This window comes from Leptotrichia sp. oral taxon 417, assembly GCF_013394865.1.
Lineage (GTDB): Bacteria > Fusobacteriota > Fusobacteriia > Fusobacteriales > Leptotrichiaceae > Leptotrichia > Leptotrichia wadei_A.
The window spans coordinates 1,621,974-1,647,307 of sequence record NZ_JABXYV010000001.1; the positions used below are offsets into that span (position 1 = coordinate 1,621,974).

At 28.6% G+C, this 25,334-nt stretch carries 23 protein-coding genes; 12 read left to right on the forward strand and 11 right to left on the reverse strand.

The annotated features are described in order from the left end of the window. Positions 1–30 precede the first annotated feature (30 nt). From secA to HW276_RS07505, 11 genes are all read right to left on the reverse strand, one after another. Positions 31–2,691 carry a preprotein translocase subunit SecA gene (gene secA / locus HW276_RS07455; protein ID WP_178938003.1) on the reverse strand — a complete coding sequence of 887 codons (2,661 nt, stop codon included), beginning with the start codon at positions 2,689–2,691 and terminating at the stop codon, positions 31–33. Positions 2,692–2,768: 77 nt separating this feature from the next. Continuing rightward, on the reverse strand, positions 2,769–3,182 hold the full coding sequence (locus HW276_RS07460; protein WP_178938004.1) for a hypothetical protein: 414 nt from the start codon (positions 3,180–3,182) through the stop codon (positions 2,769–2,771). A 136-nt stretch (positions 3,183–3,318) separates the two neighbouring features. Next, positions 3,319–4,506 (reverse strand): carboxynorspermidine decarboxylase, encoded by a 1,188-nt coding sequence (gene nspC / locus HW276_RS07465; RefSeq protein WP_178938005.1) that lies wholly within the window; start codon positions 4,504–4,506, stop codon positions 3,319–3,321. A 319-nt stretch (positions 4,507–4,825) separates the two neighbouring features. Next, positions 4,826–6,040 (reverse strand): ABC transporter permease, encoded by a 1,215-nt coding sequence (locus HW276_RS07470; RefSeq protein WP_178938006.1) that lies wholly within the window; start codon positions 6,038–6,040, stop codon positions 4,826–4,828. Further along, positions 6,041–6,733 (reverse strand): ABC transporter ATP-binding protein, encoded by a 693-nt coding sequence (locus HW276_RS07475; protein WP_021746030.1) that lies wholly within the window; start codon positions 6,731–6,733, stop codon positions 6,041–6,043. A gap of 44 nt (positions 6,734–6,777) precedes the next feature. After that, entirely contained in the window at positions 6,778–8,097 is a 1,320-nt protein-coding gene (locus HW276_RS07480) for an efflux RND transporter periplasmic adaptor subunit (RefSeq protein WP_178938007.1), read from the reverse strand. A 152-nt stretch (positions 8,098–8,249) separates the two neighbouring features. Then, positions 8,250–9,512 carry a TolC family protein gene (locus HW276_RS07485; RefSeq protein ID WP_178938008.1) on the reverse strand — a complete coding sequence of 421 codons (1,263 nt, stop codon included), beginning with the start codon at positions 9,510–9,512 and terminating at the stop codon, positions 8,250–8,252. Between the two features lie 159 nt (positions 9,513–9,671). Next, positions 9,672–10,634 (reverse strand): LD-carboxypeptidase, encoded by a 963-nt coding sequence (locus HW276_RS07490; RefSeq protein WP_178938009.1) that lies wholly within the window; start codon positions 10,632–10,634, stop codon positions 9,672–9,674. 182 nt (positions 10,635–10,816) lie between these two features. Continuing rightward, positions 10,817–11,302, reverse strand: a complete 486-nt coding sequence (locus tag HW276_RS07495) for a YhcH/YjgK/YiaL family protein (RefSeq protein WP_178938010.1) — start codon at positions 11,300–11,302, stop codon at positions 10,817–10,819. A gap of 215 nt (positions 11,303–11,517) precedes the next feature. Then, the gene (locus HW276_RS07500) at positions 11,518–12,831 is read right to left on the reverse strand and encodes a hypothetical protein (RefSeq protein ID WP_178938011.1); all 1,314 of its coding nucleotides are present in this window, start codon (positions 12,829–12,831) and stop codon (positions 11,518–11,520) included. A 282-nt stretch (positions 12,832–13,113) separates the two neighbouring features. After that, entirely contained in the window at positions 13,114–14,091 is a 978-nt protein-coding gene (locus HW276_RS07505) for a tRNA-dihydrouridine synthase (RefSeq protein WP_178938012.1), read from the reverse strand. Positions 14,092–14,543: 452 nt separating this feature from the next. Between HW276_RS07505 and HW276_RS07510 the strand changes: the two genes are divergently transcribed. From HW276_RS07510 to HW276_RS07565, 12 genes are all read left to right on the forward strand, one after another. Next, entirely contained in the window at positions 14,544–15,149 is a 606-nt protein-coding gene (locus tag HW276_RS07510) for a lysozyme inhibitor LprI family protein (RefSeq protein WP_178938013.1), read from the forward strand. 30 nt (positions 15,150–15,179) lie between these two features. Continuing rightward, positions 15,180–15,494 carry a hypothetical protein gene (locus tag HW276_RS07515; protein ID WP_178938014.1) on the forward strand — a complete coding sequence of 105 codons (315 nt, stop codon included), beginning with the start codon at positions 15,180–15,182 and terminating at the stop codon, positions 15,492–15,494. 210 nt (positions 15,495–15,704) lie between these two features. Next, complete coding sequence (locus HW276_RS07520) at positions 15,705–17,195, forward strand: dynamin family protein (protein ID WP_178938015.1); 1,491 nt, start codon at positions 15,705–15,707, stop codon at positions 17,193–17,195. A 12-nt stretch (positions 17,196–17,207) separates the two neighbouring features. Beyond that, a complete protein-coding gene (locus HW276_RS07525) occupies positions 17,208–17,957 on the forward strand; it encodes a hypothetical protein (protein WP_178938016.1) in 750 nt (249 codons plus the stop codon). Further along, the gene (locus tag HW276_RS07530; RefSeq protein ID WP_178938017.1) at positions 17,958–18,236 is read left to right on the forward strand and encodes a hypothetical protein; all 279 of its coding nucleotides are present in this window, start codon (positions 17,958–17,960) and stop codon (positions 18,234–18,236) included. Positions 18,237–18,514: 278 nt separating this feature from the next. Continuing rightward, positions 18,515–19,162, forward strand: a complete 648-nt coding sequence (locus tag HW276_RS07535; protein WP_178938018.1) for an OmpA family protein — start codon at positions 18,515–18,517, stop codon at positions 19,160–19,162. Positions 19,163–19,388: 226 nt separating this feature from the next. Beyond that, positions 19,389–20,207 carry an oligoendopeptidase gene (locus HW276_RS07540; protein ID WP_178938019.1) on the forward strand — a complete coding sequence of 273 codons (819 nt, stop codon included), beginning with the start codon at positions 19,389–19,391 and terminating at the stop codon, positions 20,205–20,207. Positions 20,208–20,373: 166 nt separating this feature from the next. After that, positions 20,374–22,014, forward strand: coding sequence for a Na/Pi cotransporter family protein (locus HW276_RS07545; RefSeq protein WP_147003979.1), 1,641 nt, complete (start codon positions 20,374–20,376; stop codon positions 22,012–22,014). Between the two features lie 306 nt (positions 22,015–22,320). After that, on the forward strand, positions 22,321–23,619 hold the full coding sequence (locus tag HW276_RS07550) for an adenylosuccinate synthase (RefSeq protein ID WP_178938020.1): 1,299 nt from the start codon (positions 22,321–22,323) through the stop codon (positions 23,617–23,619). 29 nt (positions 23,620–23,648) lie between these two features. After that, a complete protein-coding gene (locus HW276_RS07555) occupies positions 23,649–24,134 on the forward strand; it encodes a hypothetical protein (protein ID WP_178938021.1) in 486 nt (161 codons plus the stop codon). A gap of 18 nt (positions 24,135–24,152) precedes the next feature. Then, on the forward strand, positions 24,153–24,590 hold the full coding sequence (locus tag HW276_RS07560; protein WP_178938022.1) for a rhodanese-like domain-containing protein: 438 nt from the start codon (positions 24,153–24,155) through the stop codon (positions 24,588–24,590). A gap of 64 nt (positions 24,591–24,654) precedes the next feature. Continuing rightward, positions 24,655–25,119: a hypothetical protein gene (locus tag HW276_RS07565; protein WP_178938023.1), complete on the forward strand. Its 465-nt coding sequence runs from the start codon at positions 24,655–24,657 to the stop codon at positions 25,117–25,119. Positions 25,120–25,334 lie beyond the last annotated feature (215 nt).

The window sequence follows — 25,334 nt, forward strand, 5'->3', positions numbered from 1 at the left end:
GTAGTTTTTATTAATCAAATACTTTTATTTTTATACATTTCTTCTTTCACGTTCTCTTCTTTCTCTTCGTGAAAGCGGACGTCTTGGTTCGTTTGCCGCATCATTTGAAACATCGTCACCAATCATTTCATTTTCATTATGTTCGTATTTTACATTTGAAACTTCTTCATGTGTCAAATTATTTGTATCTTCTTCGCTACGAACTCTTAGTTTAAGGATAAATGAACTTGTTTCACGTTTTATTGCATCTATCATTTCATTATAAACATCAAAAGCTACGATTTTATAATCGTGAATTGGATTTCTTTGTCCATAAGAACGCAATCTTATTCCTTCACGCAGTTCTGTCAAATCCTTCAAATGTTGTCGCCATTTGGAATCTAGCACTTCTAACATAATATATCTTTCGATTCTTCTAAATACTTCACTTCCAACAGCTTCTTCCTTTTCATCATAAACTTTTATCAAGTCATCATAAACTTTGTCAGAAATTTCTTCAGCGCTTGCATCTTGTAAATCTTCTGAAATTTCATATTCAAATGTTTCTTGAAGTTTGTCTGCCAATAAATTAAAGTCCTTTTCTCCATTGCCTTCACCAACGTAAGCTGAATTTACAATATCGTCCACTGTATCTGAAATCATTCCAGTAATCAACTCCTTAAGATTTTCATTTTTCAAAATGGCATCTCTTTGTTCATAGACAACTTCCCTTTGAGTATTGTTTACATCATCATATTCAATAAGGCTTTTTCTTGATGAAAAGTTTCTGCTTTCAATACGTTTTTGCGCATTTTCTACAGATTTACTGATTTGTTTATGACGAATTTCCTCATCTTCGTCAATTTTTAACATTTTCATCATTGCTTTTAACTTATCTCCACCAAACAATCTCATCAAGTCATCATCTAGCGACAAATAAAATTCAGATGTTCCTGGATCTCCTTGACGTCCAGCACGTCCTCTTAACTGATTGTCAATACGTCTGCTTTCGTGTCTTTCAGTTCCTAAAATAAACAGCCCTCCAGCTTCGATAACCCGTTTTTTGTCCTCTTCACATTCCTTCGCATAAGTTTTATAAACATCTTCATATTCTGGTGTTCCCTTAACTGCAACTTTTGTAGCAAAAGACTCTGCATCTCCACCAAGTTTTATATCTGTTCCACGTCCTGCCATATTTGTCGCAATCGTTACTGTTTTAAAACGTCCAGCCTGTGCTATGATTTCCGCTTCTCTTTCGTGATGTTTTGCATTTAATATTTCATGCGGAATTTTTGCCTTTTTAAGAAGTGCTGATACTTCTTCAGAATGTTGTATTGAAGCTGTACCGACAAGAACTGGCTGTCCCTTTTCATAAAGCTCTTCTATTTTTCTTGCAATTGCTTTATATTTAGCATTTTTATTCATATAGATTACATCTGGCAGGTCAACTCTGGCTACAGGTCTATTTGTAGGCACTACAATAACTTTTAACTTATAAATTTGTTTAAATTCATCTTCTTCTGTTTTTGCAGTCCCTGTCATTCCAGAAAGTTTTTCATACATTCTAAAATAGTTTTGCAGTGTAATTGTCGCAAGTGTCTGATTTTCTCCTGCAACTTCCAATTTTTCCTTAGCTTCTATAGCCTGATGCAGCCCATCTGAATAACGTCTTCCTTCCATAAGACGCCCAGTAAATTCATCAACTATAATAACTTCATTATCATCGTTAATAATATAATCTCTATCTAGTTTAAATAATTCCTTTGCTTTCAATGCCTGTGTCAAAAAATGTGTCAGTTCAACATATTCTGGCGAATACAAATTTTCAATTTTCAATATTCTTTCAACATTTTTAATCCCTTTATCAGTAATCGTAACCGTATGCGACTTTTCATCAACTTCATAGTCTTCCCAGTCTTCATCAGGGATAACTGTATTTTTCTTATCTTTAATTTCTTCAGTCTTGTAACTTCTTTTAAGTTTTTTAGCAACTTCTGCAAAAGTGTTATACCACTCTGTAGTTTCTTCAGCAGCTCCCGAAATAATAAGCGGCGTTCTCGCTTCATCAATCAAAATCGAATCTATTTCATCGACAATAACATAATTATGCCCACGTTGAACCTTCTCATCAAGTTCTCCAACCATATTATCTCTCAGATAGTCAAATCCAAATTCATTGTTAGTTCCATAAGTAATATCACAGTTATATGCATTTTTTCTTTGTTCTGGCGTAATATTTCCAACAACAACTCCTGAAGTTAGCCCTAAAAACTCAAAAAGTCCCGCCATAATATCTCTATCCCGCTTTGCAAGATAATCATTAACCGTTACAACATGAACTCCTTTTCCTGGCAATGCGTTTAAATAAATTGCAAGTGTTGACATAAGGGTTTTTCCTTCCCCTGTCTTCATTTCCGCAATACTTCCCTTATGCAGAATCATTCCACCAATAAGCTGAACATCATAATGACGCATTCCTAATAGTCTTTTAGCAGTTTCTCTCACTGTCGCAAATGCTTCCACCAATATGTCATCAAGTGACTCCTTTGCCAGTCTTTCTTTAAATTCCACAGTTTTATGCTGCAGCTGCTCATCTGTCAGTTTTTCAAAAATCGGTTCAATTTCATTAATTTTATTTACTAATTTCTGCATTTTTTTTATTTCTCTATCATCTGATGTACCAAATATTTTTTCTCCTAATTTTTTTAACATATTTTATAATTTTTCCTTTCTCATATTAAATTTTTCAAATTATATATTAAATCCATTTATTACAAAATATTCAGTTTTTATTCACGTATTCTCAAATTATTCTCATTCTTTTTACTAAAAAAAGCATAAATATCTTGGGAACCTCCAGAAATTTTACCATCATCCTGATAATTTTTATTTACAAAATAAATAATATCCTGATTCCCTTTAAACAAAAAAAACAAGTTATTATTATTTTTTTCCTTTTCCTTCCTTTTCCCAATCTTTTCCAGTTCTTGTGTAAAGCGCCTATTATCCCTGCTCTTAAACTGATTAATCTTCACAATCAGATCCCTAATATCTTCATGGCTCAAATTGTTCTCATTTACAAAAACACTCAATTTATGGCTAAAACTAGGCGTTCCTATCAAACTTGAATAAGTCATCATAAAAATAATACAAGTCATCACAAGCATTATACTTTTTCTTCTATCTATAATCATCTTTTTCATTATTATTTTTTATTCCTCTAAATTAAGTTATATATTTTAGTCAAAATTTACTTATTATATCATTTATTATGCCTTTTGTCTATTGTACTTATATTTAATATTTTTTATATTTAATTTTAATTATTTAACTTAAAAATTACGACAATCTATTTCTAAAATCCTCATACGTAAATCTTCTAATAACCTCAACTCCGCCTTTTTCAGTATAAACCGCAATCGCAGGCAAATTTATCCCATTAAAAGTATTTGTCTTTACCATACTGTAATGTGCCATATCAGTAAAAATCAGCTTATCTCCCACTTTTACCGGCTCATCAAAGGAATAATCACCAATTATATCTCCAGCAAGGCAAGTAGGCCCTCCCAATCTATAAGTATATTTTTTTTCTCCTGGCATTCCTGAACCAAAAATAAATGGACGATACGGCATTTCAATTACATCTGGCATGTGACAAGAAGCTGAAGTATCCATCAACAAAATATCCATCTCATTTTTTGTAATATCCAAAACTTCTGAAACCAAAAATCCTGTATTTAGTGCAACTGCTTCACCAGGCTCCAAATAAACTTCAACATCATATTTTTCTTTAATATAATTTATCCATTTTATAAGTTTTTCAACATCATAATCCGCCCTTGTAATATGATGTCCACCCCCAAAATTCAGCCATTTCATATCATACAAATATTTCCCGAATTTTTTTTCAAAAATCTTCAGCACATTTTCCAAGGCATCTGAATTTTGCTCACAAAGCGCATGAAAATGAAATCCATCTAATCCTTCAAGCTCATCTTCCCTAAAATTTTCAAGCGTCACTCCAAATCTGGAAAATCTTCCCGCTGGATTATAAATTTCTGTTTCAACTTCAGAAAATTCTGGATTCAATCTAAGCCCGCAACTAATTTTTTTACCATTTTTTTCTTCAAATTCCCTTACTTTATCTTTAAATTTTCTCCATTGATTAAAGGAATTAAACACAATATGATTTGTAATTTCCATAATTTCATCAAATTCATCTTCCCTGTAAGATGGATTAAAAATATGTGTTTCCAGTTTTCTTTCCGTATTTTTCAATTCCATTTCCTCATACCCAAGTCTTGCTTCAAACAGCGAACTTGCCGTAGTTCCATTCAAATATTTCCCAATTAGCGGATAAAAATAAAACATTGAAAATCCCTTTTGTGCAAGTAATATTTTACATCCTGTCCTGTCAATTACACTTTTTAGAATTTCAAGATTTCTTTTAAGCAATCTCTCATCTACTATAAACGCTGGTGTTGGCAAATTTGTTATATCCATATCAATATATTTATTTTTTGGCATTTTTATCATCTCCTTTTATATTCTTAACTCTTTTTTAAATTCTATAAAATTTTATTACAATATTTCTCAATTTTTATTTTTTTATTTTTTATAATCTTTTAAAATAATACTATTTTTTAATAGGGTTTAGTATAAACAATATTAATATAGTAAAAAAAAATAAAACTATCAATTTACTTAAAAAAAATCCAAATACATTATATCATATTTTCTTCAAAAATTAAAAAAAAGATTATCCTAATTAACTTTTAGAATAATCAATTTTTATTTTTACTAAATTTATTTAATAATTATTTAAATTTTAAACTGTAATCAAGCATTAATCAGTCCTTAACGCCTCCATTGGTTCTAATGCCGCTGCCTTTTTAGCTGGATAAACTCCAAATAAAAGTCCAATAATTGTAGAAACAAATATACATACAAGTACTACACCTGGGCTTAATATTGGAGATGTCTTAATAAATATACCGATTAGAAGTGCCAAAGAATATCCAATTGCAACTCCAATTATACCTCCAAAAAATGTTAAAATTACCGCTTCAATCAAAAACTGCACAAGAATGTCCTTTGTTCTAGCCCCCAACGCTTTCCTTAGACCAACTTCCCTTATTCTTTCTGTAACACTGACAAGCATAATATTCATAACTCCAATTCCACCAACAAATAATGAAATTCCAGCGACTCCACTGATAAATAAAGTTACCATATTTAAAATATTATTAAATTGATCTAATCCCGAACTTTCTGATCTCACATTATACTTATCAGAAGAACTTCCTCTTCTTGACATTAAATCTTTAACTTCCGCCATTGCAATATTTAAAGAATTTGCAGAAGTTGCCTTTACTTGCAATTCTTCAAATTTATTCTGTTCTCCTCCGTTAATAAATACTAAAAACTGATTTGGTATAAGTCCGCTTGATGGAGCACCTCCTCCACCTCCAAAATTTAGACTTGAATAGGGATCTTTATACACTCCAACAATGACTAATTCATATCTGTTCTTTTTAAAGTTTAGAGTTACCTTTTTTCCTATCGGGTTTTCATCTGGATAAAGCTGCTCTGCTGTAGAACTGTCAATTATTATGAACCTTCCATCTTTTTTATACTCACTTGGTAAAAATTTTCTTCCTTTTACTATAGTAAAATTTGATATTTTAAAATAATCTTGTGTAACTCCCGTTCCCATAAACATTTTTGTATTTCCTTCGATTTCAATTCTAGCAAAGGCACTGGAAGTTGGACTGACTGCTTCAACTTCTTCTATTTTTTTTATATTTTCAATATCTTTTTCCGTCATCAAATCTTCAGTTTTATAAGTTTGTCCAGGAGAAGTGTCAATTGAAACATTGAAATTTCCCACTCCCAGCTTATTCAAGTCCCCTGTTATATTTTGCTTCATTCCAGCTCCTAACGATGACATCATAATAACTGCTCCAATTCCAATTATTATACCTAACATCGTCAAAAATGACCTCACTTTATAGCTAAGCAAGTTGGACAAAGACAACTTTAACGACTCTAAAAAATCCATTTAGCCTCCTCTCCGATTTACAACAATTTCATCTTTTTCAATCACGCCGTCTTTTAATCTAATAATTCTTTTACAATGCTCGGCCACATCTTCTTCATGAGTTACCATTACAATCGTTGTTCCTTTATCATTCAGTTTTTTAAAGATTTCCAAAATTTCCTCAGTTGATTTGGAATCTAAATTTCCAGTTGGCTCATCTGCCAAAAGTATACTTGGATTATTAATGATGGCTCTTGCAATTGCAACTCTTTGCCTTTGTCCTCCAGACATCTCATTCGGCTTATGGTGGATTCTATCCCCAAGTCCCACACTCTCAAGTGCTTCTATTGCTCTTTTTGTTCTTTCAGACTTTTTCACTCCTGCATAAAGTGCTGGAAGTGCAACATTTTCAACAGCATTCATTTTAGGAAGCAAATTAAAAGTCTGAAATACAAACCCAATTTTTTCGTTTCTCACTTTTGCCAGTGCATCGCCCTTTATTCTGGAAACATCTTGACCATCTAAAATATATGTTCCTGAAGTCAGGCTGTCAAGACACCCCAAAATGTTCATAAGAGTGGATTTTCCACTTCCACTTGGACCCATAAATGCAACAAGTTCTCCTTTTTTAACTGATAGATTAAGCCCCTTTAATACAGTTAATTCCAAATTCCCATTTTTATACGTTTTCACAATATTTTTTACATCTATCATAAATTTATAATTCCTTTATCAAATTTTAAATTTTTCACACAATTTTACATAGGCCCAGGACCTCCTGGTGCTGCCTCGCCTGCTGGTACACTCTCTACATCTTGTGATTTTATTATTTTTTTATTATCTTTTTTAGGCTTTTTAGGATCTGCAATTTTTATCTTTTGACCATCCTTCAGTGTTTCATCAACAACAGAAATTATACTTTCTCCCATGTTTAAACCTGAAGTTATTTCATAGTTGCTTTCATCACTAACTCCTACTTTTACTTCTTTTTTTGTAATTTTTTTATCTTTCCCAACTGTAAATACGAAGTATTTTCCATTTTCATTCATTACTGCACTATATGGAACTTTTACAACATTTCTTTTCTCTTCATAAAAAATTGTGGCACTTATTGTAGTTCCTGGTCTTAAATTTTTAGTATCATTCATTTTTATAGTAACAGTCGTGTCACTTTCATCTAAATTCTCACTTTTCTTTGCCACTCCCGCAATTTGTGACACATATCCTTCCACTTTTTCTCCCTTAGGCAGTGCATCCGATGTGATTTCCACTCTTTGCCCTACTTCTATATTCTTTACCTGCGTGTCAGAAAGACTCACTTCAACTTTCATATTTTTAGAATCTGATACTTTAAATAAAGTTGATTCTGTATTTACTTTATAGTTTTCATCAGCAGTCATTTCTGTAATAACTCCATCTACTGGACTTGTTATTTCATTTTTTATAAGCGTCATATCCTCCTGTAATGTCGCCAATTCTAATTTTGCAGTTTTTAGTGCTGTTCTTGCGTCTTCTATGTTAGTTCTTTCTTCGCTATCAACGGTGTCTGATTCTAGCTTAGAAGTTCTTAATGCTTTTCTTGCATCATCCACATTAACCCTAGTTTCCCCTCCAACTTTGTAAAGCTCTTCAGCGTTATGCAAATCTCGTGACTTTTGCTGAATTTCCAAACTTTTAGTTTCTTTTTTTCTTCTAAGGGAACTTTGAGCACTAGCTAAATTTCTTTCATATTTTTGAATTTCCAAATTTTTCATCTGTATTTTTCTTAAAGTTTCATTTTTATCAGCTGGATAAAATGTAACAACTACATCTCCCTTTTTTACATTATCACCCGTTTTAAAAAATACATCTTTTACTCTTTGGCTGGAACTCGTATAAACTGACACTACATTATCCGATACAACTTGCCCTGTCTTTGAAACTGATAATGAAATATCTCCCATACCAACTTTTGTTACTTCATATTCTATTCCTTCTTCCTTTTTTCCACAGCTGATTAGACAAAATAATAAAACAACAAAAATCGAAAATATTTTTGCAATATTTTTTTTATCTTTTAAAATATAATTTTTCTTCACAAAATCACCTCTTTTTATTTTTTCTCTTTTTATGCTATTCTTTATTTAAAAGTAAACTTATTATAAATTCTTCTTCATAAAATCTCCAAACTCCTTGTCGTTAAATAACTAAAATATAATTTTTAATTTTTTTATAAAATTTAGATATAATATTATTTATAATATTTTATTTTTTTCGTAAATGCCGCCAATTCATTTTTAGCCGTTTCATAATCAATTACAGCCTTTTTATAATTATTTCGTTTTTCTACATAATTTGAATAAGTATCAACTCCCAATTCATATCTTTTCGCATAAATTTCATACTCTTTCTTCTTAATATTCATCGTATTTTCTGCAGTTAATTCATTCGTCTGATAAGTTGTATAAGTTATCATCTGCTGTCCAACATTTGATACCAATTCATTTTTCTTCTGTTCATACTGTAATTCTAATTTTTCTTTTTCATTTTTCAAATCTTCAATCGTATCGTTATATCTTTTAAAAGTTTTAGAAACAGAAAGTCCCGCAACAACCGAATGATCCTTTAACGAATACCCCAAATCTCCTGTTAATTTTGGATATTTATAATCAATATTCTCTTTTTTAATTTGCTCTTCATTAAGTTTCGTATTTAATTCTATTGCTTCTGCTTCAGATAATCTAAGCTCATAAAAGTCTTCTTTTTTCAATTCCTCCTTCTTTAAATCATCCAATTTTTCTTTTTCAGGCAATTTAACATTGTAAATCATAAACTGCTCTCCCAAAATCTTTAATTCTCTACCAAGATTATCATACTTCAACTGCGAATTTTCATACTCTGTTTTTGCCAACTCATAGTCATATTGAGACGCTGTTCCAACCTCATATTTTTTAGTTTGAATCGCATAATCTTTTTTTGTATCATCCACCGTAAGTGCTTCCTGCTCAATCTCCTTCTGCTTATTTTTATAATTTTTATACAAATCAATCAAATCACGGATCTCTCCATTTTTAGTAGTTTCATTTGTAATTTTTTGAATATCACGAGAAATTTGATTTGTTTTTTTATTATAACTATTATCACTATATCCAAAATAATCATTCAAAGTTTTAGAAATTCCAATTTTATTTTCTGTAAGTTCCTTAGTCCTAAAATTATAACTATTTTTATAATAAAAATTTCCATACTTCACATTATTATCCATCGTCAATCCATTAGCCTGACCATGCAACGAATAATTCTCATCTGAATTTACACTGACTTCATTCCAATCACCATTTTTTAAAGCTTTTTCTTTAATATCATACTTTTTCATATTTTTCTCATTTATTTTTGTAGTATATGAATTTTTTTCATATTCTGCAATTAAGTCATCTACACTGACTGCAAAACTCCTCAGTCCTAAAATAAATGAAACAAATAAAACTTGAAACTTTCTATTTATTTTTACCATTTACTCTCCTTTCTTTTTAGTTACTTATCTTTTCTCAGATTTAAGTTAAAAAATTATAACATTTTTGTCTTATTTTACCATTTATTTTTGACAAAATTGTGTTTTTTTTTCACTAAAAAATAATCACCATTTTTACAATAGTGATCATTTAGTTAGAAACTATTTTTTAAAATAAATCTCATTCTCATCTTCCCCAATTTCTACGCTGCATTTAGCCCCAAGCGGAACCGTAACTAGATCAGGCTTTTCATGTCCGCTTTCAAGCCCATAAATTACAGGTTTTTCGTAATCTTTAAAAAAATTCTTCAAAAGATCCATCAGCTCATAATTTTCCCCATAAGTATTCTCACATCCTGCAAAATTTCCAAATAAAACTCCATTACAATCATCAAATTTCCCAGCATATTTCAAATGAGTCATCATTCTATCAATTCTGCTTATTTCCTCCTCAATTTCCTCAATAAAAAGTATTTTCCCCTTTGTATCAATTTCATAATCAGTTCCCAAAGTTGTAACAATTATTGATAAATTCCCTCCAACTATTTCACCGCTTATTTTTTTATTTTCAAAATCTTTCTTATTTAAGAGTAAAATTTTCTTTTCCATTCCACTTTCTTCATCTATCGGATTTTCAAATTTCCATTTTTCTCCTTTTTTCTTATCTAATACATCCAAAAAAGATTTTTTCGTAAAATCACTGAAATCATCAAACATATTCGATTTTACCATCGGTCCATGAAAAGTTCCCAAATTACACTTCTGATTAAAAACAATATTCAAATTAGTAACATCGCTATATCCTACAAAAACCTTCGGATTATTTTTTATCAATTCATAATCCAGCTTATCCAAAAGCTGTGAAGCACTAAACCCACCTTTCACGCAAAAAATCCCCTTAATCTCATCATCAGAAAAAGCTCTATGCAAATCCTTTACTCTAATTTCAGGTGTTCCCGCCATATATCCACCAATATCTTCAAAAAGGCTCTCCCCCAGCACAGGCTCAAATCCCAACTTTTTTACAACTTCCTTACATTTCTCAATATCTTCCCCTAGAATAGGCGAAGAAGTACAGACTAAAAATACTTTATCTCCTCGTTTTAATGGTTCTGGAAAATTCATCTTCACACTCCTTATTAAATTAAAATCGAACTCAAAAATTATGACTATTTAACCCAAACCTTAAGTTTATATAATTTTTAATAGTTCAATTTCTTAATCTTAATCTACTCTCTAACAAGGGATTTTGACCTCTTGTGATTATAGATAGTCTTTATATCTTTTACTTTTATAATTTTCTAAAATTATATTTTAATTTTAAAGACAACTTTTGTAACAATTTTCTTTTTATTTTCACATTCTTCTTCATTTTCAGAATCCAGAATATCAAGTTCAGGTTTATGCACATCATTTGGAAAAAACACAAGCACATCTCCATTTTCAATAATAATATCAAACAATTTATTCCCTTCTAAAATAACCAAATCTCTTTCAGGGTCAAAACTTTTTTCCTTCATATTATGAATATCGTTAAATGCAACCCTTTCACTTCCATCAATCATAATTTGCACATCCAAATATCTCTTATGGCTTTCCCAAAATTTATCATTCTCCTTCTTCGTAAAATATTTCCCTACATTCATCTTAATTCCATTATAATCAACATCATAGCTTCCATTTTCCAGCGACAAGATCTTCTCCCTATTTTTTCCAGCATAATCAATACAAAATTGAATATCCTTTGTCAGGCTGCTGTTTTGCAATTTGTCATTTATATTTGTAAAAATCATTTTATTTTCTCCTTTTCTTCATTTTTTTTAGTCATTAGATATTTTCAATAACCTAAGACTTTTTTATCTTTACAAGGATTCAAGACCCTTTGCTTTAAGATATTTATTTTATTAAATTCTAAATTTCTATGATTATCGAACAAGTATTTGTAAAAATTTAAAAATTCCAATAAATATAGCACTATTTTCCTGTAAAACATAAAATTACAAAAAAATTATTTAGAAAGATTTTTAATTCTATCCAAATTTGAAGTTGAAATCCTGTATATTTTCAATCCACAGCTTTTTAGCTTGTAATATGCCGAATGAGAGTTGTAAGATGTATCAAATATTACGATATCTGAATTTTTTAATTTATCCGAGTTTCTAAATACGGCTGTAGCATGAATAAATTCTATCTTAAATCCTTTTTCCTTCGCATATTTTTCAGCTTTTTCAATAACTTTTTGACTCCATCTACCACCAACTACTTTTACATTCTGATTCGTCAAGTCTATCGTCTTTTCTTCTGACAACTCTTTTATATTCACATTTTCAACTACTTCAATATTCTCATCCTGTTCCATATTTTCAATTTCTTTTTCAAGACTTTTTATCCGAATATTCAATTTTTCAATTTCTTTTTTCTGTTTTTCAATAGTCTTTTCAGCCTCTTTATTCCTGTGCTTTCTCAAATCTTCCTTCAACTTTTTATTTTCTTCTTCAAGTTTATCACAAATAGAATTTAAAAATTTATTTTCCTGCTCAATTCCCTCAATATCAGTAATTATCTCTTCCAAATCCCTTTCTTTTTCACTAACCTTATACGAATTTATATTAAAAAACTCAAATCCTCTCTTAAAATTTTTTCTCATCAAAAAATATTCCTTCATTTTTTCATCAAAAAAGCTGATAAATTCTGCTGAAACATTAAATTTTCTATTTTCTTCATCAAATTCCAAACCATATTTTTGTGATAATTTTTCCAAATTTCTCTTCTTAACATTTATATATTTTGCACTTATACTCTCTTGAAATTCCTTCTCAAAATCCTCATTTTCCAGTTCTTCCATAGCTTCTTTCAAAAATGTCTCTTTCCCCAATATTTCCTGCTTATTCTCTTTCAATTTCTCAATATATTTAAAATATTCTTCCTTGAAAAAATCTAAAAATTCAACCAGTTTATTCGTACTTAAAACATACATTATCATTTGCTCTGGATTCAATCCTCTTCCGTTTACCCTTAAAATTTTATCCCTCTGAAATTCCCTCAAATAGTCTTCTTTCACAAAATTCAAACATTTCTTTTCAACATAAGAATTATTTGTTTCTACAATTTTTCTCAAAAAATCTTTATTTGACTCATCAATTTTCCCAATAATATCAATTTCTCTCTCAAAAAAAATTGAATTCTTATTAAACGGTTTACCAAATTTCTTTTCCAACAGCTCATTATTAAAATTATCGACCAACAAATCAAAAAAAATATTCTCATTTATAGATTTCAATTTTTCTATCAGTAACGAAATTTTTTCATTATTTCTTGTCATTTTTATCCCTTTCTCCAGTTATTTTTAATTATAGCAAAACTGATTTAAAATTGAACTCAAAAGTTGTGGCTATGTTTACTAAAACCCTAATTATATGATTCTTAATAGCTAATTTGAACAGATTCAAGCATATTTGTAAAAGTCGATAAAATCAAAAGATATGTTCAATAATCTAAATTTTTTTATCTTTAAGGAGTCTAGATTCCTTACTTCAAAATATTTATCTTATTAAATTCTAAGTTTGTGTAATTATTGAACACAATTAATCCAGTATTTTTAAAATTACAGCTGTATTATCATTTTTATTTTTTCTAAAATCTCTTTTTCCAAAATAATTTTATCAATTTTGCCTTTCAAATTTTCATCATAAAAATCCTCAACCGTAACAATTTTACTATTTTTATTCAAATTTTTCTCCCAAAATCTTTTAAAATATGGTCGCAAAAACTTATTTATTTCAAGCACGGCTTTTATTTCTCCTTTATTTTTCCAAATATTTTCCAAATGTTCTAAAACAAGCAATTTTGTTCCATCAAAAGTTTGAATCGTATTTATTTTTCCAAATTTTAAAAACTCCCTTGTTTGTGAAATAAGCCAAGGATTTCCAATTATTCCACGTGAAAGTATTATGCCGTCAAGATTGCATGAAGATATTTTCTGCTTTATTTCAATAGGCTCAAATAAATCCCCATTTCCAAAAAACTCTATATTTCTTGGCATCTTGCTTAATCTTTCAACAATTTCCCAATTTGCAGTTCCAGAATACATCTGTTTTTGAGTCCGCCCATGAACACAGATAAAATCAAGATTATATTTATTTGCCAGTTCCAGAAAAATCTCAGGATTTTGAAAATCCTTATATCCAACACGAATTTTTAAAGAAATATCAGCCTCGATGCCCTTAGTTTCCAAAAGCACCTTCTCAACCACTTCAAAATTCTCTAAAAGTGCCGATCCTGCCCCATTTTTTATAATCTTAGGCTGCGGACACCCCATATTTATATTAATTTTTCTAAATCCAAAATCCTTCAATTTCAAAATTCCAGAAACCAGCTCATTTTTATCCCCACCAAAAATTTGAGTCCCTGTTTTTTCCTTATCATCACATTTCAAAAGCTCATTTACAGTAATTTCATCTTCACGATTCAATAAATTAGCATTTACCATTTCAGTAAACAAAAAATCAGGCTCAAACTTTTCAAGTATCTTCCTAAAAGAATAATCAGTAACGCCCGCCATCGGAGCAACATATATTTTCATAAATTCTCCCAAATCCTATTCTTCTCTAACTTTATTCTTCTTTGGCCATTTGTAAAAGCATGTAAAATCCAATTAATTTTTCATTTTCCAATTTTGCCAAAAATTCCTAATTTTTTTAATAGATATTTTCAATAACCTAAATCTTTTAACTATACAAGGAGTTAAAATCCCTTATTTCAGGATATTTATTTTATTAAATTCTAAGTCTAAGCAGTTTTAGTATAAACTCTTATTTCTATTAATTTTTGCTTTTACAATTATTTATCCGCTTTTATTATATATTCAATTTCCTCAAAAATCAAATTAATTTTTTTAATTTTATCTTTAAAGCATTTTTAGATTTTATAATATTGATTATTGACTTTCAAAAAAGTTATAGTATACTTATAACGAAATAAAAAAAATTCAATATAATTCAAAGTTTTCTAAATTTATTATAAAAGGAGAAAATTATGAGAATAAAAAAACTAATTATTAAACTAGGTGTTATTTTACTATTATTTGGAAGTGTCGCCTGTAAAAATAAAAATACTGAATTGGAAAAGAAAATTGCAAATTTAGAAAAGCAAAATGCTGAATTGGCTAAAAGGCAGCAAGAGCAGCAAAATTTAGTAAGTATCAAGACAAATGAAATAAAAAAAGAAAAAAAGGCAGAAATACCTTCAAAACCTAAAAAAATTTTAAATTATGAAGGAAAATTAGAAAACAGAATTTCAAACTACGAAGCCAAAAGAGATAAAATAAGCGATGAAAATGGATGGAGTGTTGAAGAAACTCAAGCAAATGAAGCTCTTAACGAAAAATTAGATGATGAGCTTACTAAAGTTTACAATTTAATTATGGAAAGATTACCAGAAGAAAGAAAAATAAAACTTAGAAATGAACAAAGACAATGGCTAAAAATAAGAAAAAGAAAAGTAGAAAATTCAAACAATGATGAAGATGGAAATTCTATGATGGGTGGAAGAGCAGCTGGAAATGTGGAAATAATGACTTATCAAGAATTTACAAAAGACAGATTATTTGAATTTGCAAGAATATATGATAATATGGATTAATAATCTTTTTCAGAAGGGAAAAGCAACAAAATGAAAAATAAAATTTTTATGTTAGGAATATTAGTATTAATATCAATAAGTGCGAATGCTGGAGAAGCAAAATACAATAATAAAATTTCAGATGAAATAAAAGGAATCAGTTCTCAAAATATTTACGACAGCAACAATAATTATGCTAATGCTTACTATGACAGTTATGACGATGAAGATGATGACTATTATTACTATGATGAAGATGAAGATAAAGATGAAGATGAAGATAATGATAACGACTATTATGATGAAGATGACAACGATGATGATGGAGATTATTATTACTATTATGAATATGATGAGGAAGACTAGAACGATTTAGTTTTATTTTGAATAGAAAATTTATAAAGCGGCATGGAAATGTTCGCTTTTTTTGTCACTTTAAATTTTAATCATTTATAAAATATATTAATAATATATATATATATATATATATATATATTGTATATGACTTTGTAAAAAAATTATGATATAATAAAAGATAAAGAAATATAATAGATTACTAAGAAAGGGTGATAAATATTGGAATTAGAAAAATTTATAAAAGACAATAGTGACAAATTGGTACAAATACATTGGAATGACATACTTAATGACTATGCTAAAAATATTGTTTTAGCACAAATTGTCCTTAATAATTTGAGTAAAGAAGAATTTTTTAAAGAAGAATCTAATTTTTTTGAATCAATTAATCGGAGAATAAACGATTATATTGAAAATATAAAAAATCCAAATTATCAAATAGCAATTGTCGGAGCAATAAAAGCAGGAAAATCAACTTTAATAAATGCTCTTATTGGGCATGAGCTTGCTAGCACAAACGTAACTCCAGAAACTGCAACATTAACAAAGTTTAAATATTCTGAAAAAAATTGCTTAAAAATAAAATTTTATACTAAAAATGATTGGGACAAAATTTGGTCTGATGCTACTGAAAAAAAAGCTACAACATTTATCGAAGGATATAAGCAGTTAAATGCTGATGAAGTTAAAAACCTATTACTTAATAAAAAAGATGTATATCAAGAATTTGATAGTATCGAAGAAATGAAAAAAGAAATTTCACGTTGGACTTCTTCAAGATCTAAAGAACATTATTTTGTTAAAGAACTTGAAATTGGTATAGACGATTTAAAGTTGCCAACTCAAATATGTCTGGTAGATACCCCTGGATTAAATGATGTCATAGATTACCGTTCAAAAATAACAAGAGATTATATCAGTAATGCGAATGCCGTAATTGTATGTGTAAACGCAAAAACATTACGAAATGAAGAATTTTTAACAATTACAAAAGTATTTTCAAAAGCAAGATACAAAAAAGATAAAGTTTATATTTTAGGAACTCAGATTGATATAATGAACTCTGCTGAAGATTGGCAAGAACAAAGAGCATTGTGGCTCGATATTCTAAAAAAGGAAGAATGCTACGGAAATGCATCAACAGCAATTAATCATTTGTTGGGTATAAGTTCTTTTGCTTATTCAGAAGCATCAAGATTAAATAGTATTTTTAATCGTGAAACTGTTTTAAAATTGACACATGAAAAATTAATAAATTTTGATGAAGCAGGAAAAATTATTGATTTGATATCAGAAAATAAATATACAGAAGAAATGCTGGCAGAATTGAAAAAAAGAATTATCAACTTTTCACAAATTGAAAAAGTTAATAAAATTATACAAAAGGAATTACTTCAAGATTTTAATAACTCAATGATTACAGATTTTGTTGAACAATATAAAATTTTAGTAGAAGAAATAAATAATTTTAGAAATAATTACAAAAATATTTTAACTGAGAAAAAAGACGACTTAGAAAGAACTTCTGAAGAACTGAATAAAAAAGTGGAAGAAGAAAGACGTAAAATTGAAGAACTTGAAAAAATAAATGCCAGCCTTGAACAAAAAATAAAAGAAACAACAGACAGCTTCAATTTAGATTTTGGAAAACTTGAAAATAATTTTAAAGAATTAGAAAAAGGTATCAAAAAAATTAAAATAGATAAATAAGGAGGAGAAATTATGGGATTTTGGTCTGCAATTGGAGGAGTTCTTAAAGCAATTGGAAGTGTGATATTTACTCCAGCAAGGGTAATTACCTGGGTAGCCGAAAAAATTTTCAGTTTAGGTGATACCCCTAGTTACAATTCAAGCACAGCAACTGTTGATGAAACTAAAAAAGTTAATGAACTTTTAGAAAAATGTATAAAGGGATATAGTAGAGAAGCCGAAGAATACGATAAATTAGCTCAAAACATTATAAAAGATAATTTTCGTACAATAGAAGGAAAACTTTCTGAAATTAACAATGCATCTGATACACCGATAATTGATAATTTTGTCTTCGAGAGCTTTAAAAATAATGCTAAAAATATAAATAAAAGCCTAGATAAGATATACTCAAAACAAATATCCAATACTTTTTCATTAAACAATAATAAATTGCTAGATATTCTTAAACTTGATAAAGGAAATAAAAAAAATGATAAATTGAGAGATTTAGCAGTAAATACTGTTACAAAGGCAAATAATACATTATTATGTGAATTATCTGACTTTACAAAAGAACAGCAAAATTTTATTTCTGAAAAACTTTCAGAATATATGACAAATAGAAAAAATACTTTGATTACTTCTAAAAATGAAACAGAAAAAATATTAGCAAGTTTGAAAAAAGATGATAATGAAAGAATACAATTAAAAAATTATTATAAAAATTTATTGGATGAAATAAATTTACTAGGAAAAATTTTAAATTTAGGTGGTAAATAAATGAAAAACAGAAAAGAATTAATTGGAAATTTTTTATTTTTTTCAAAAAATGAAGGTAAAAAAATAACCCAAAAATTAAATGATATTTTGAAAAATCAAAAAGAAATAAAAGATGATATAACTGAAATAAAACAAATATTAAAAGAATATTCTAAGTTAGAAAAATCATATAATTCAGATATAAAAAAAATTTATAAAATTATAAATCAACTACTTTTAAAAGATTTATTAAAAAAACACAAAGACTTACTAGATGATATAAAAAATGACAACTATTAATTTTACCCGAACAGCCTAATTTTTTATTTTTTCCCTTTAACGAATCTAAAATTTATAATATAAAGTCACTTTTTTTATTGTTCTCTTTAATTATTTAGAAAGTTTTTGGAATCTCTTTAAATTTTATCTTTATAGTCTAGATTAGTTGATATATTGAAATAAATACTTTAAATTTTTAAAACACAACATTTTCAAAGCCAAAAAAAATTAAAATAATATAAAAATATTGTATAATCCAACTGAAAGTTAAAAAGAGTAAATTTTAAGGAGGAGTCAAAATGAAAAAAGTATTGGCAATTACTATGTTATCAGCATTGGCATTGGTTTCTTGTACAACTGCTGCTGATGGAACTAAGAAAATTAGTAAAACTGGAATTGGTGCTGGAATTGGTGCGGCTGCGGGAGCTGCTATTGGGCAAGTTATTGGGAAAGATACAAAAGGTACATTGATTGGTACGGCTGGAGGAGCTGCAGTTGGTGCGGCTATTGGAAACATTTTTGATAGACAGGAAAAAGAGTTAAAAGATAAATTACAAGGAACTGGTGTAGATGTAAAAAGAACAGGTGAAGGTGAAATTAAATTGACAGCACCTGAAAATATTACTTTTGATACAAACAGTTATGTGGTTAAACCACAATTTAGAAAGACATTGGATTCAGTAGCAACTGTATTAAATACTTATCCTGATTCAACAATTGTAGTTTCAGGACATACAGATACGACAGGAACTGATGCAATCAACAATCCACTTTCTGTAAATCGTGCAAGTTCAGTAGCATCTTACCTTGAATCACAAGGGATTTCAACTTCAAGAATAACTTCACGTGGTTACGGAAGTAAACAACCAGTTGCAAGTAACGCAACATTAGCTGGAAGAGCTCAAAACAGAAGAGTTGAAATTGCTATAATTGCAAATCAAAAATAATTGAAAATTTTTTAGGAGTTTTTTCAAATTGAGTTTTGAATTAGCTCCTTTTTTTCTGCTTCTAATTATATTTTTACTTAATTTATTTTCTTTAAATAATGAATTTATGCTATTTGCCATTCAAACAGAAAACTAGTTGTATAATTCCTTATTAGCAAATAATGAAATATGGCTTCTATTTTTAAATGGGGTTTAGTATAAATAAATTTCTATTCAGGAGGTTTTTATGAGAAAAAACATATTATCAAAATTTATAATATTAATGGGGCTTTTATTTAGTTTTGCTTTAAATGCTGGAAATAAGGAAAATTTTAATAATTTTGAAAAGTTTTCAGCCAGAATGTCAAATAATCCAGATTATATCAGTTATGCGATAATTTCAGGAAACGGAAATAAATATCCTGTTCAGCTGAATGTTGGAAATTATCTGGCTTTTATGCCTTCAAGATATGCGGCAATCAATGTTTATGAATTTTTATCCGATACTTTGAAAAAAGATTTTAAAATTATAAAAATAAATAAAAAGGGAAAAACAACGAATGAGTCAAAAATTATAAAATATTCGCCAAATGATTTTTTTTCTAATTATACAGAAAATACAGATTCTGAAAAATCTGAAATGAAATCAATGGGAATGGTATTTGCAGGCGTAAAAAATGTCGGTGCAGGCGAATATAAAATAACTGCTTACGGAAACAAAGGAATTTCTGGCGGGATTGACAGTAAAGGATTAAATTGGCTGAATTTAGCATTTATTCCGACAAATTCAGCATTTTATATAAAAATAAATAATGATAGAAATCTTGTATGGAGTCCAAATCGTGATTATAACAGTATTCAGTATACTTTTTCAATAGAAAATGAAAAAATTGAAGTTGCAGATAAAAAAGGAAAACATTATATGTCAATTTATCAAAAAGATAATTCCTTGTTTGTTGAAATGGCAAAATATAATGTTGAATTCAAAATAAATCAGGCTCAAAATCAGCTGGAATATTGGATAAATCATAAATTAAAGTATGTAGAAAAGTATCAAGTTATTTAATAGAATTTACCAAATAAATTTTATAAATTTTGAATCACATACTATTTTTTATTTGAAATTCTAGTAAAAAAAAGTAGAAAATTGAAAAAAAATATGGTATAAATACAACGTGATAGAATTTTTTAAACTAAAATAAAAAATTAAAAATGAAGAGAGGATTGATTTGATGAATGCGATTAATTATCAGCAGATGATATTTGGATTCTTAGGTGGATTAGGAATGTTTCTGTTCTGTATGAAATATATGGGAGATGGGCTGCAAATGGCAGCTGGAGATAGGCTTAGATATATTTTGGACAAATATACAACTTCACCGTTTTTAGGAGTTTTAGTTGGAATACTTGTGACAGCATTAATTCAGTCGAGTTCAGGTACATCAGTTATTACAATTGGACTGGTCGGGGCGGGACTTTTAAATTTACGGCAAGCTATTGGAATTATTATGGGTGCCAATATTGGTACGACAATCACAACGTTTATTATTGGATTTAACATTACCGAATATGCATTGCCAATATTATTTTTAGGAGCAGCATGCCTGTTTTTTGTAAAAAACAATTTTATAAATAATTTAGGGAGAATTTTATTTGGTTTTGGAGGAATATTCTTTGCATTGACTTTGATGTCTAAAGCAATGGAACCGCTTAAACATTTGCCAGCATTTACAGAATTGACAGTAAGGCTTAGTCATAGCCCAGTTTTGGGAGTATTCATCGGAACAATGATTACAATGCTTGTTCAAGCTTCAAGTGCTACAATCAGTATTTTACAAAATGTCTATCAAGAACATCTTATAACATTAAAAGCTGCATTGCCTGTACTTTACGGAGATAATATAGGAACAACAATAACAGCTATACTTGCAGCAATTGGTGCCAATACTTCAGCAAAAAGGCTTGCATTGTCGCACACAATGTTTAATGTCATGGGAACAATATTCTTTATGATTATGTTATCGCCATTTTCAATTTTTGTAGAAAAAATGTCACAAATTCTTCATTTGAATCCAAAAGTTACAATTGCATTCGCACACGGTTCGTTTAATATCATAACAACAATTTTACTATTTCCATTTATTGGTCTTCTAGAATATATTGTCGTAAGATTGATTAAAGAAAAAGATGAAGATGTTGTAGAACATCAGCCACGATTTTTGGATGCAGCGCTAATTCATACACCAGCGATTGCATTGGGACAAGTAAAACAGGAAATGTTATCAATGATTTCAATTGCAGTAAAAAATCTTAGCAGATCAATTGATTTTTTCCATGAACATAATGAAAAAGTTGCTGAAAAGGTGGAAAAAACAGAAGAGGCAATAAATAATATTGATCAGGAAATTACAAAATATTTGACAACATTATCACAGGAACATATAACTGAAAAAGATGGGGAAGAAATCAGCATGTATCTAGATATGTGCCGTGATGTGGAACGTATTGGAGATCATGCGATTGGAATTGTAAGAGATGTCAGATATGAAATTAAGAAAAAATTGGTATTTACTGAAACAGCTCATAAAGAAGTGCAAAAATTATTTTTAATTTCAAAAGAAATAATAGAAACAGCTGAAGAAGCACTTAAAAATGATGACACAGAAAAAGCCTTTGCAGTAGTTGATTTACATAATAAACTTTATGCAAAAGAAAAAGAAGTAAGAAAAGCCCATATAAAACGTGTGAGCAAGCAGGAATGCGATGTAAAATCTGGACTTTACTATATAGATGTTGTGTCACATTTTACGAGAATCGGAGATCATGCTAGAAATTTAGTTGAAAAAATGATTGAAAATAAAACTGTTAAATAATAAATTTTAAAAGATAAAAAAACATGAAAATAGGCTAAGACTGCCTATTTTTTTTGGAAAAATATTAAAATTTCAAACGTTCTTATGTTATATTGAACAGGTCTAATAAAATAGTTTGATAGAAAAAGTTTCTTATTTTGAAAATAAAGAAAAGACAGTGTTGAAAAAAACTAATAAATATAGTAAAATAAATAGTAAAAGATAAAAATTTTGATTTAGATAAAAACATATAAATTTTTTTTGATTTTTTACATTTCAACAAAAATAAGTAAGAGAATTATTCTAAAAATTTGGGAGGAATGAATTATGGAAAACAATACTTTTGTAATTGTGGGGACACAATGGGGAGATGAAGGAAAAGGGAAAATAATCGATGTCTTATCTCCAAAAGCAGACTATGTGGTTAGATTTCAAGGAGGAAATAATGCAGGACATACAGTTGTTGTAAATGATGAAAAATTTATTTTACATTTATTGCCATCTGGGATTATTAATTCAGCTGGAAAATGTATAATTGGTGCTGGAGTTGTAGTTGATATTGAAGTTTTGCTGCAAGAAATAGATGAATTAGAAAAAAGAGGGAAAAAATTGGATAATTTATTTATTGATGAAAGAGCTCATGTGATAATGCCTTATCATATTGAGATTGACAAGGCGAAGGAAGAAGCGATGGGTGAAAATAAGATTGGTACTACTCAAAGAGGGATTGGACCTTGCTACATTGATAAAATTGCTAGAAATGGAATTAGAATTGGAGATTTATTGGAGCCAGAAAGATTTAGAGATAAACTTACTTGGAATGTAAATGAAAAAAATGATATGTTAGTTAGATACGGTAAAGGAACTTTCAATTTGGAAGAACTTTATGATAAATTTATGAAACTTGCTGAAAAGATTAAATTTAGAATTATTGATGCAGTTGTGGAAATTAATGAAGGGATTGAAGAAGGAAAAGTTGTACTTTTTGAAGGGGCACAAGCGTTAATGCTTGATATTGATTATGGAACTTATCCTTATGTAACTTCATCATCGCCAACATCTGGTGGAGTAACAGTAGGAACTGGGGTTGCACCGACAAAAATCTCAAGAGTGCTTGGAGTTATGAAAGCCTACACAACAAGAGTCGGAGAAGGACCTTTCCCTACAGAATTGGAAAATGAAGATGGAGAAACTTTGAGAAAAGTTGGACATGAATTTGGTGCTACAACTGGGCGCCCTAGAAGATGTGGATGGCTTGATTTAGTAATCGGGAAATATGCGGTTCTAATTGACGGATTGACAGACATCGTGTTGACAAAATTAGATGTATTGACTGGATTTGAAAAAATTAAAGTTGCAGTTGGTTATGAAATTGATGGAAAAGTTTGTTATTCATATCCTGGAAACTTGAGAAAATCTAAAGACTTGAAAGTAATTTACGAAGAATTGGACGGATGGAACGAAGATATTACTCAAATAAAAAATTACGAAGATTTGCCAGAAAATTGTAAAAAATATATTGAATATATCGAAAATAAATTGAAATGCCGTGTTTCAATGATTTCAGTTGGACCTGAAAGAACTCAGAATATTTATAGATATAATTTGGGAGATTTTGTGAAATAGAACAGAAATTTGATAAGGAGTATTGAATTATGAAAAAGAAAATTTTGCTAATTTTGATTTTTATAAATATCTTTAGTTATTTTAGTGCTTCAACTATTGATTTGTCATCTTTTGAACGACAATTAAAAAATTGTAATCATTGTTCGGGAATAGAAGGAGAACTTAAAACAAGACTGGAAAAATTTATTTTAGAAGAAGATTTTTATGAATTCAATTATAACGAAAAAAATGAGAAATATAAATTTTTTATTCCAAAAGGGAGTATTGTTAAGCATAGTGAAGATAAATTAAATCTAACTTTTTATGATGGAAAAAACAATTCTCTACTTGTTAATTTAAGAAAAAGAGGAAGTTTTTTTGAACTGGATACAGATAGTTTAGAATTGTTGCTGTATCTTGCTAATGTAGAAAATTATGAGAGTAAGGTTTTGAAATTTAGAAAAAGACTTTTGGATAGGAATAAGAATTTTATAAAAGAAAATCAAGATATTGAATTTGAGAAAAAATTTGAATAGTGAAATGGAGAAGATAAAATGAAAATAAGAAAAATAATGTTGCTGACAATGATTGGATTATTTTCTGTATTTGGATTTTCTTGTAGTAAAACAGGAAATGAAAAACAAAGTTTAACAATGTCAAAAGAAGTAAAAAATAGAAAAAAAACAGAGTATAAAAAAGTAACTTCAGATGAAGCTAAAAAGATGATGGAAACTCAAAAAGTTATAGTTGTAGATGTTAGAACTTTGGAAGAATATAACGAAGGGCATATTCCAAATGCGATTTCTGTTCCATTGGAAACTATTGAAAATGAGGCAGAAGCAAAATTGAAAAATAAAGACGATTTAATTTTAGTTTATTGCAGAAGCGGAAGACGAAGCAGGGAAGCAGCATTAAAATTGATTGAAAAAGGTTATACAAACGTGATTGATTTTGGCGGAATAAAAGATTGGAATGGGGAAGTTGTGAAATAACAAATGTAGTATTTAAAGATGTAAAAGAAAAAATACTGTATTTTGAATAAGAAGGGAATGAGCAATGAAAAAAATATTAGTAATGTTAATGTTAGTTATTGGGGTTGTTTCGTTTTCAGCTTTGGCACAAAATGGTAAAAAATCTAAAATTAATAATTTTTCAAATAAAAAAGTGCCTTTTAGTACAATTACAATAAAATTAAAGGGTACCAAACTGTTGGACACTGACAAAGATAAAATAGAATTGGAATATGAAAATTTTAAGGCAATTGGAAAAAATAAAAAAGTGTATACGGAAAAAAACTTTCAGATAAATGGTAAAAATCCTAAAATTATTACAAATAAAGTAATTTCAAAAAAAATGATAGAAAATTTTATTGAAAGTGACGATGAAATAGTCATAACAAGATTTTATGAAAATAATGAAGGAATGGAGTATAAACCGTTTGATTTTAGTTTTAGCATAAAGAAAGATGAAGTGAAAAAGATTTATTTTAAGGATGGAGCAATTTATATTTGGGATAATTAGTTAGGAAGTTTTGTGAAAAGTGATTTATGCAGAAAAAGACAAGTATGAATAAAGTTATAATTATATTATTTTTGGTTTTAGAAATATTATCATATTCTTTTGAAGTTAAAATAATGGACTTGTTGTGAAAATTGTTATTCTTAAAATCTAAAAATAAAAATTATGATTAGGACAAATTAGGGATTGAATTTAACTGGAATTTAGATTCAGAGTAT

What these genes read in the sequence shown, in the direction of transcription:
- secA (WP_178938003.1), bottom strand. Translation starts at nt 2,691, where the DNA reads ATGTTAAAAAAATTAGGAGAAAAAATATTTGGTACATCAGATGATAGA.
- HW276_RS07460 (WP_178938004.1), bottom strand. Translation starts at nt 3,182, where the DNA reads ATGAAAAAGATGATTATAGATAGAAGAAAAAGTATAATGCTTGTGATG.
- nspC (WP_178938005.1), bottom strand. Translation starts at nt 4,506, where the DNA reads ATGCCAAAAAATAAATATATTGATATGGATATAACAAATTTGCCAACA.
- HW276_RS07470 (WP_178938006.1), bottom strand. Translation starts at nt 6,040, where the DNA reads ATGGATTTTTTAGAGTCGTTAAAGTTGTCTTTGTCCAACTTGCTTAGC.
- HW276_RS07475 (WP_021746030.1), bottom strand. Translation starts at nt 6,733, where the DNA reads ATGATAGATGTAAAAAATATTGTGAAAACGTATAAAAATGGGAATTTG.
- HW276_RS07485 (WP_178938008.1), bottom strand. Translation starts at nt 9,512, where the DNA reads ATGGTAAAAATAAATAGAAAGTTTCAAGTTTTATTTGTTTCATTTATT.
- HW276_RS07490 (WP_178938009.1), bottom strand. Translation starts at nt 10,634, where the DNA reads ATGAATTTTCCAGAACCATTAAAACGAGGAGATAAAGTATTTTTAGTC.
- HW276_RS07495 (WP_178938010.1), bottom strand. Translation starts at nt 11,302, where the DNA reads ATGATTTTTACAAATATAAATGACAAATTGCAAAACAGCAGCCTGACA.
- HW276_RS07500 (WP_178938011.1), bottom strand. Translation starts at nt 12,831, where the DNA reads ATGACAAGAAATAATGAAAAAATTTCGTTACTGATAGAAAAATTGAAA.
- HW276_RS07505 (WP_178938012.1), bottom strand. Translation starts at nt 14,091, where the DNA reads ATGAAAATATATGTTGCTCCGATGGCGGGCGTTACTGATTATTCTTTT.
- HW276_RS07510 (WP_178938013.1), top strand. Translation starts at nt 14,544, where the DNA reads ATGAGAATAAAAAAACTAATTATTAAACTAGGTGTTATTTTACTATTA.
- HW276_RS07515 (WP_178938014.1), top strand. Translation starts at nt 15,180, where the DNA reads ATGAAAAATAAAATTTTTATGTTAGGAATATTAGTATTAATATCAATA.
- HW276_RS07525 (WP_178938016.1), top strand. Translation starts at nt 17,208, where the DNA reads ATGGGATTTTGGTCTGCAATTGGAGGAGTTCTTAAAGCAATTGGAAGT.
- HW276_RS07530 (WP_178938017.1), top strand. Translation starts at nt 17,958, where the DNA reads ATGAAAAACAGAAAAGAATTAATTGGAAATTTTTTATTTTTTTCAAAA.
- HW276_RS07535 (WP_178938018.1), top strand. Translation starts at nt 18,515, where the DNA reads ATGAAAAAAGTATTGGCAATTACTATGTTATCAGCATTGGCATTGGTT.
- HW276_RS07540 (WP_178938019.1), top strand. Translation starts at nt 19,389, where the DNA reads ATGAGAAAAAACATATTATCAAAATTTATAATATTAATGGGGCTTTTA.
- HW276_RS07545 (WP_147003979.1), top strand. Translation starts at nt 20,374, where the DNA reads ATGAATGCGATTAATTATCAGCAGATGATATTTGGATTCTTAGGTGGA.
- HW276_RS07550 (WP_178938020.1), top strand. Translation starts at nt 22,321, where the DNA reads ATGGAAAACAATACTTTTGTAATTGTGGGGACACAATGGGGAGATGAA.
- HW276_RS07555 (WP_178938021.1), top strand. Translation starts at nt 23,649, where the DNA reads ATGAAAAAGAAAATTTTGCTAATTTTGATTTTTATAAATATCTTTAGT.
- HW276_RS07560 (WP_178938022.1), top strand. Translation starts at nt 24,153, where the DNA reads ATGAAAATAAGAAAAATAATGTTGCTGACAATGATTGGATTATTTTCT.
- HW276_RS07565 (WP_178938023.1), top strand. Translation starts at nt 24,655, where the DNA reads ATGAAAAAAATATTAGTAATGTTAATGTTAGTTATTGGGGTTGTTTCG.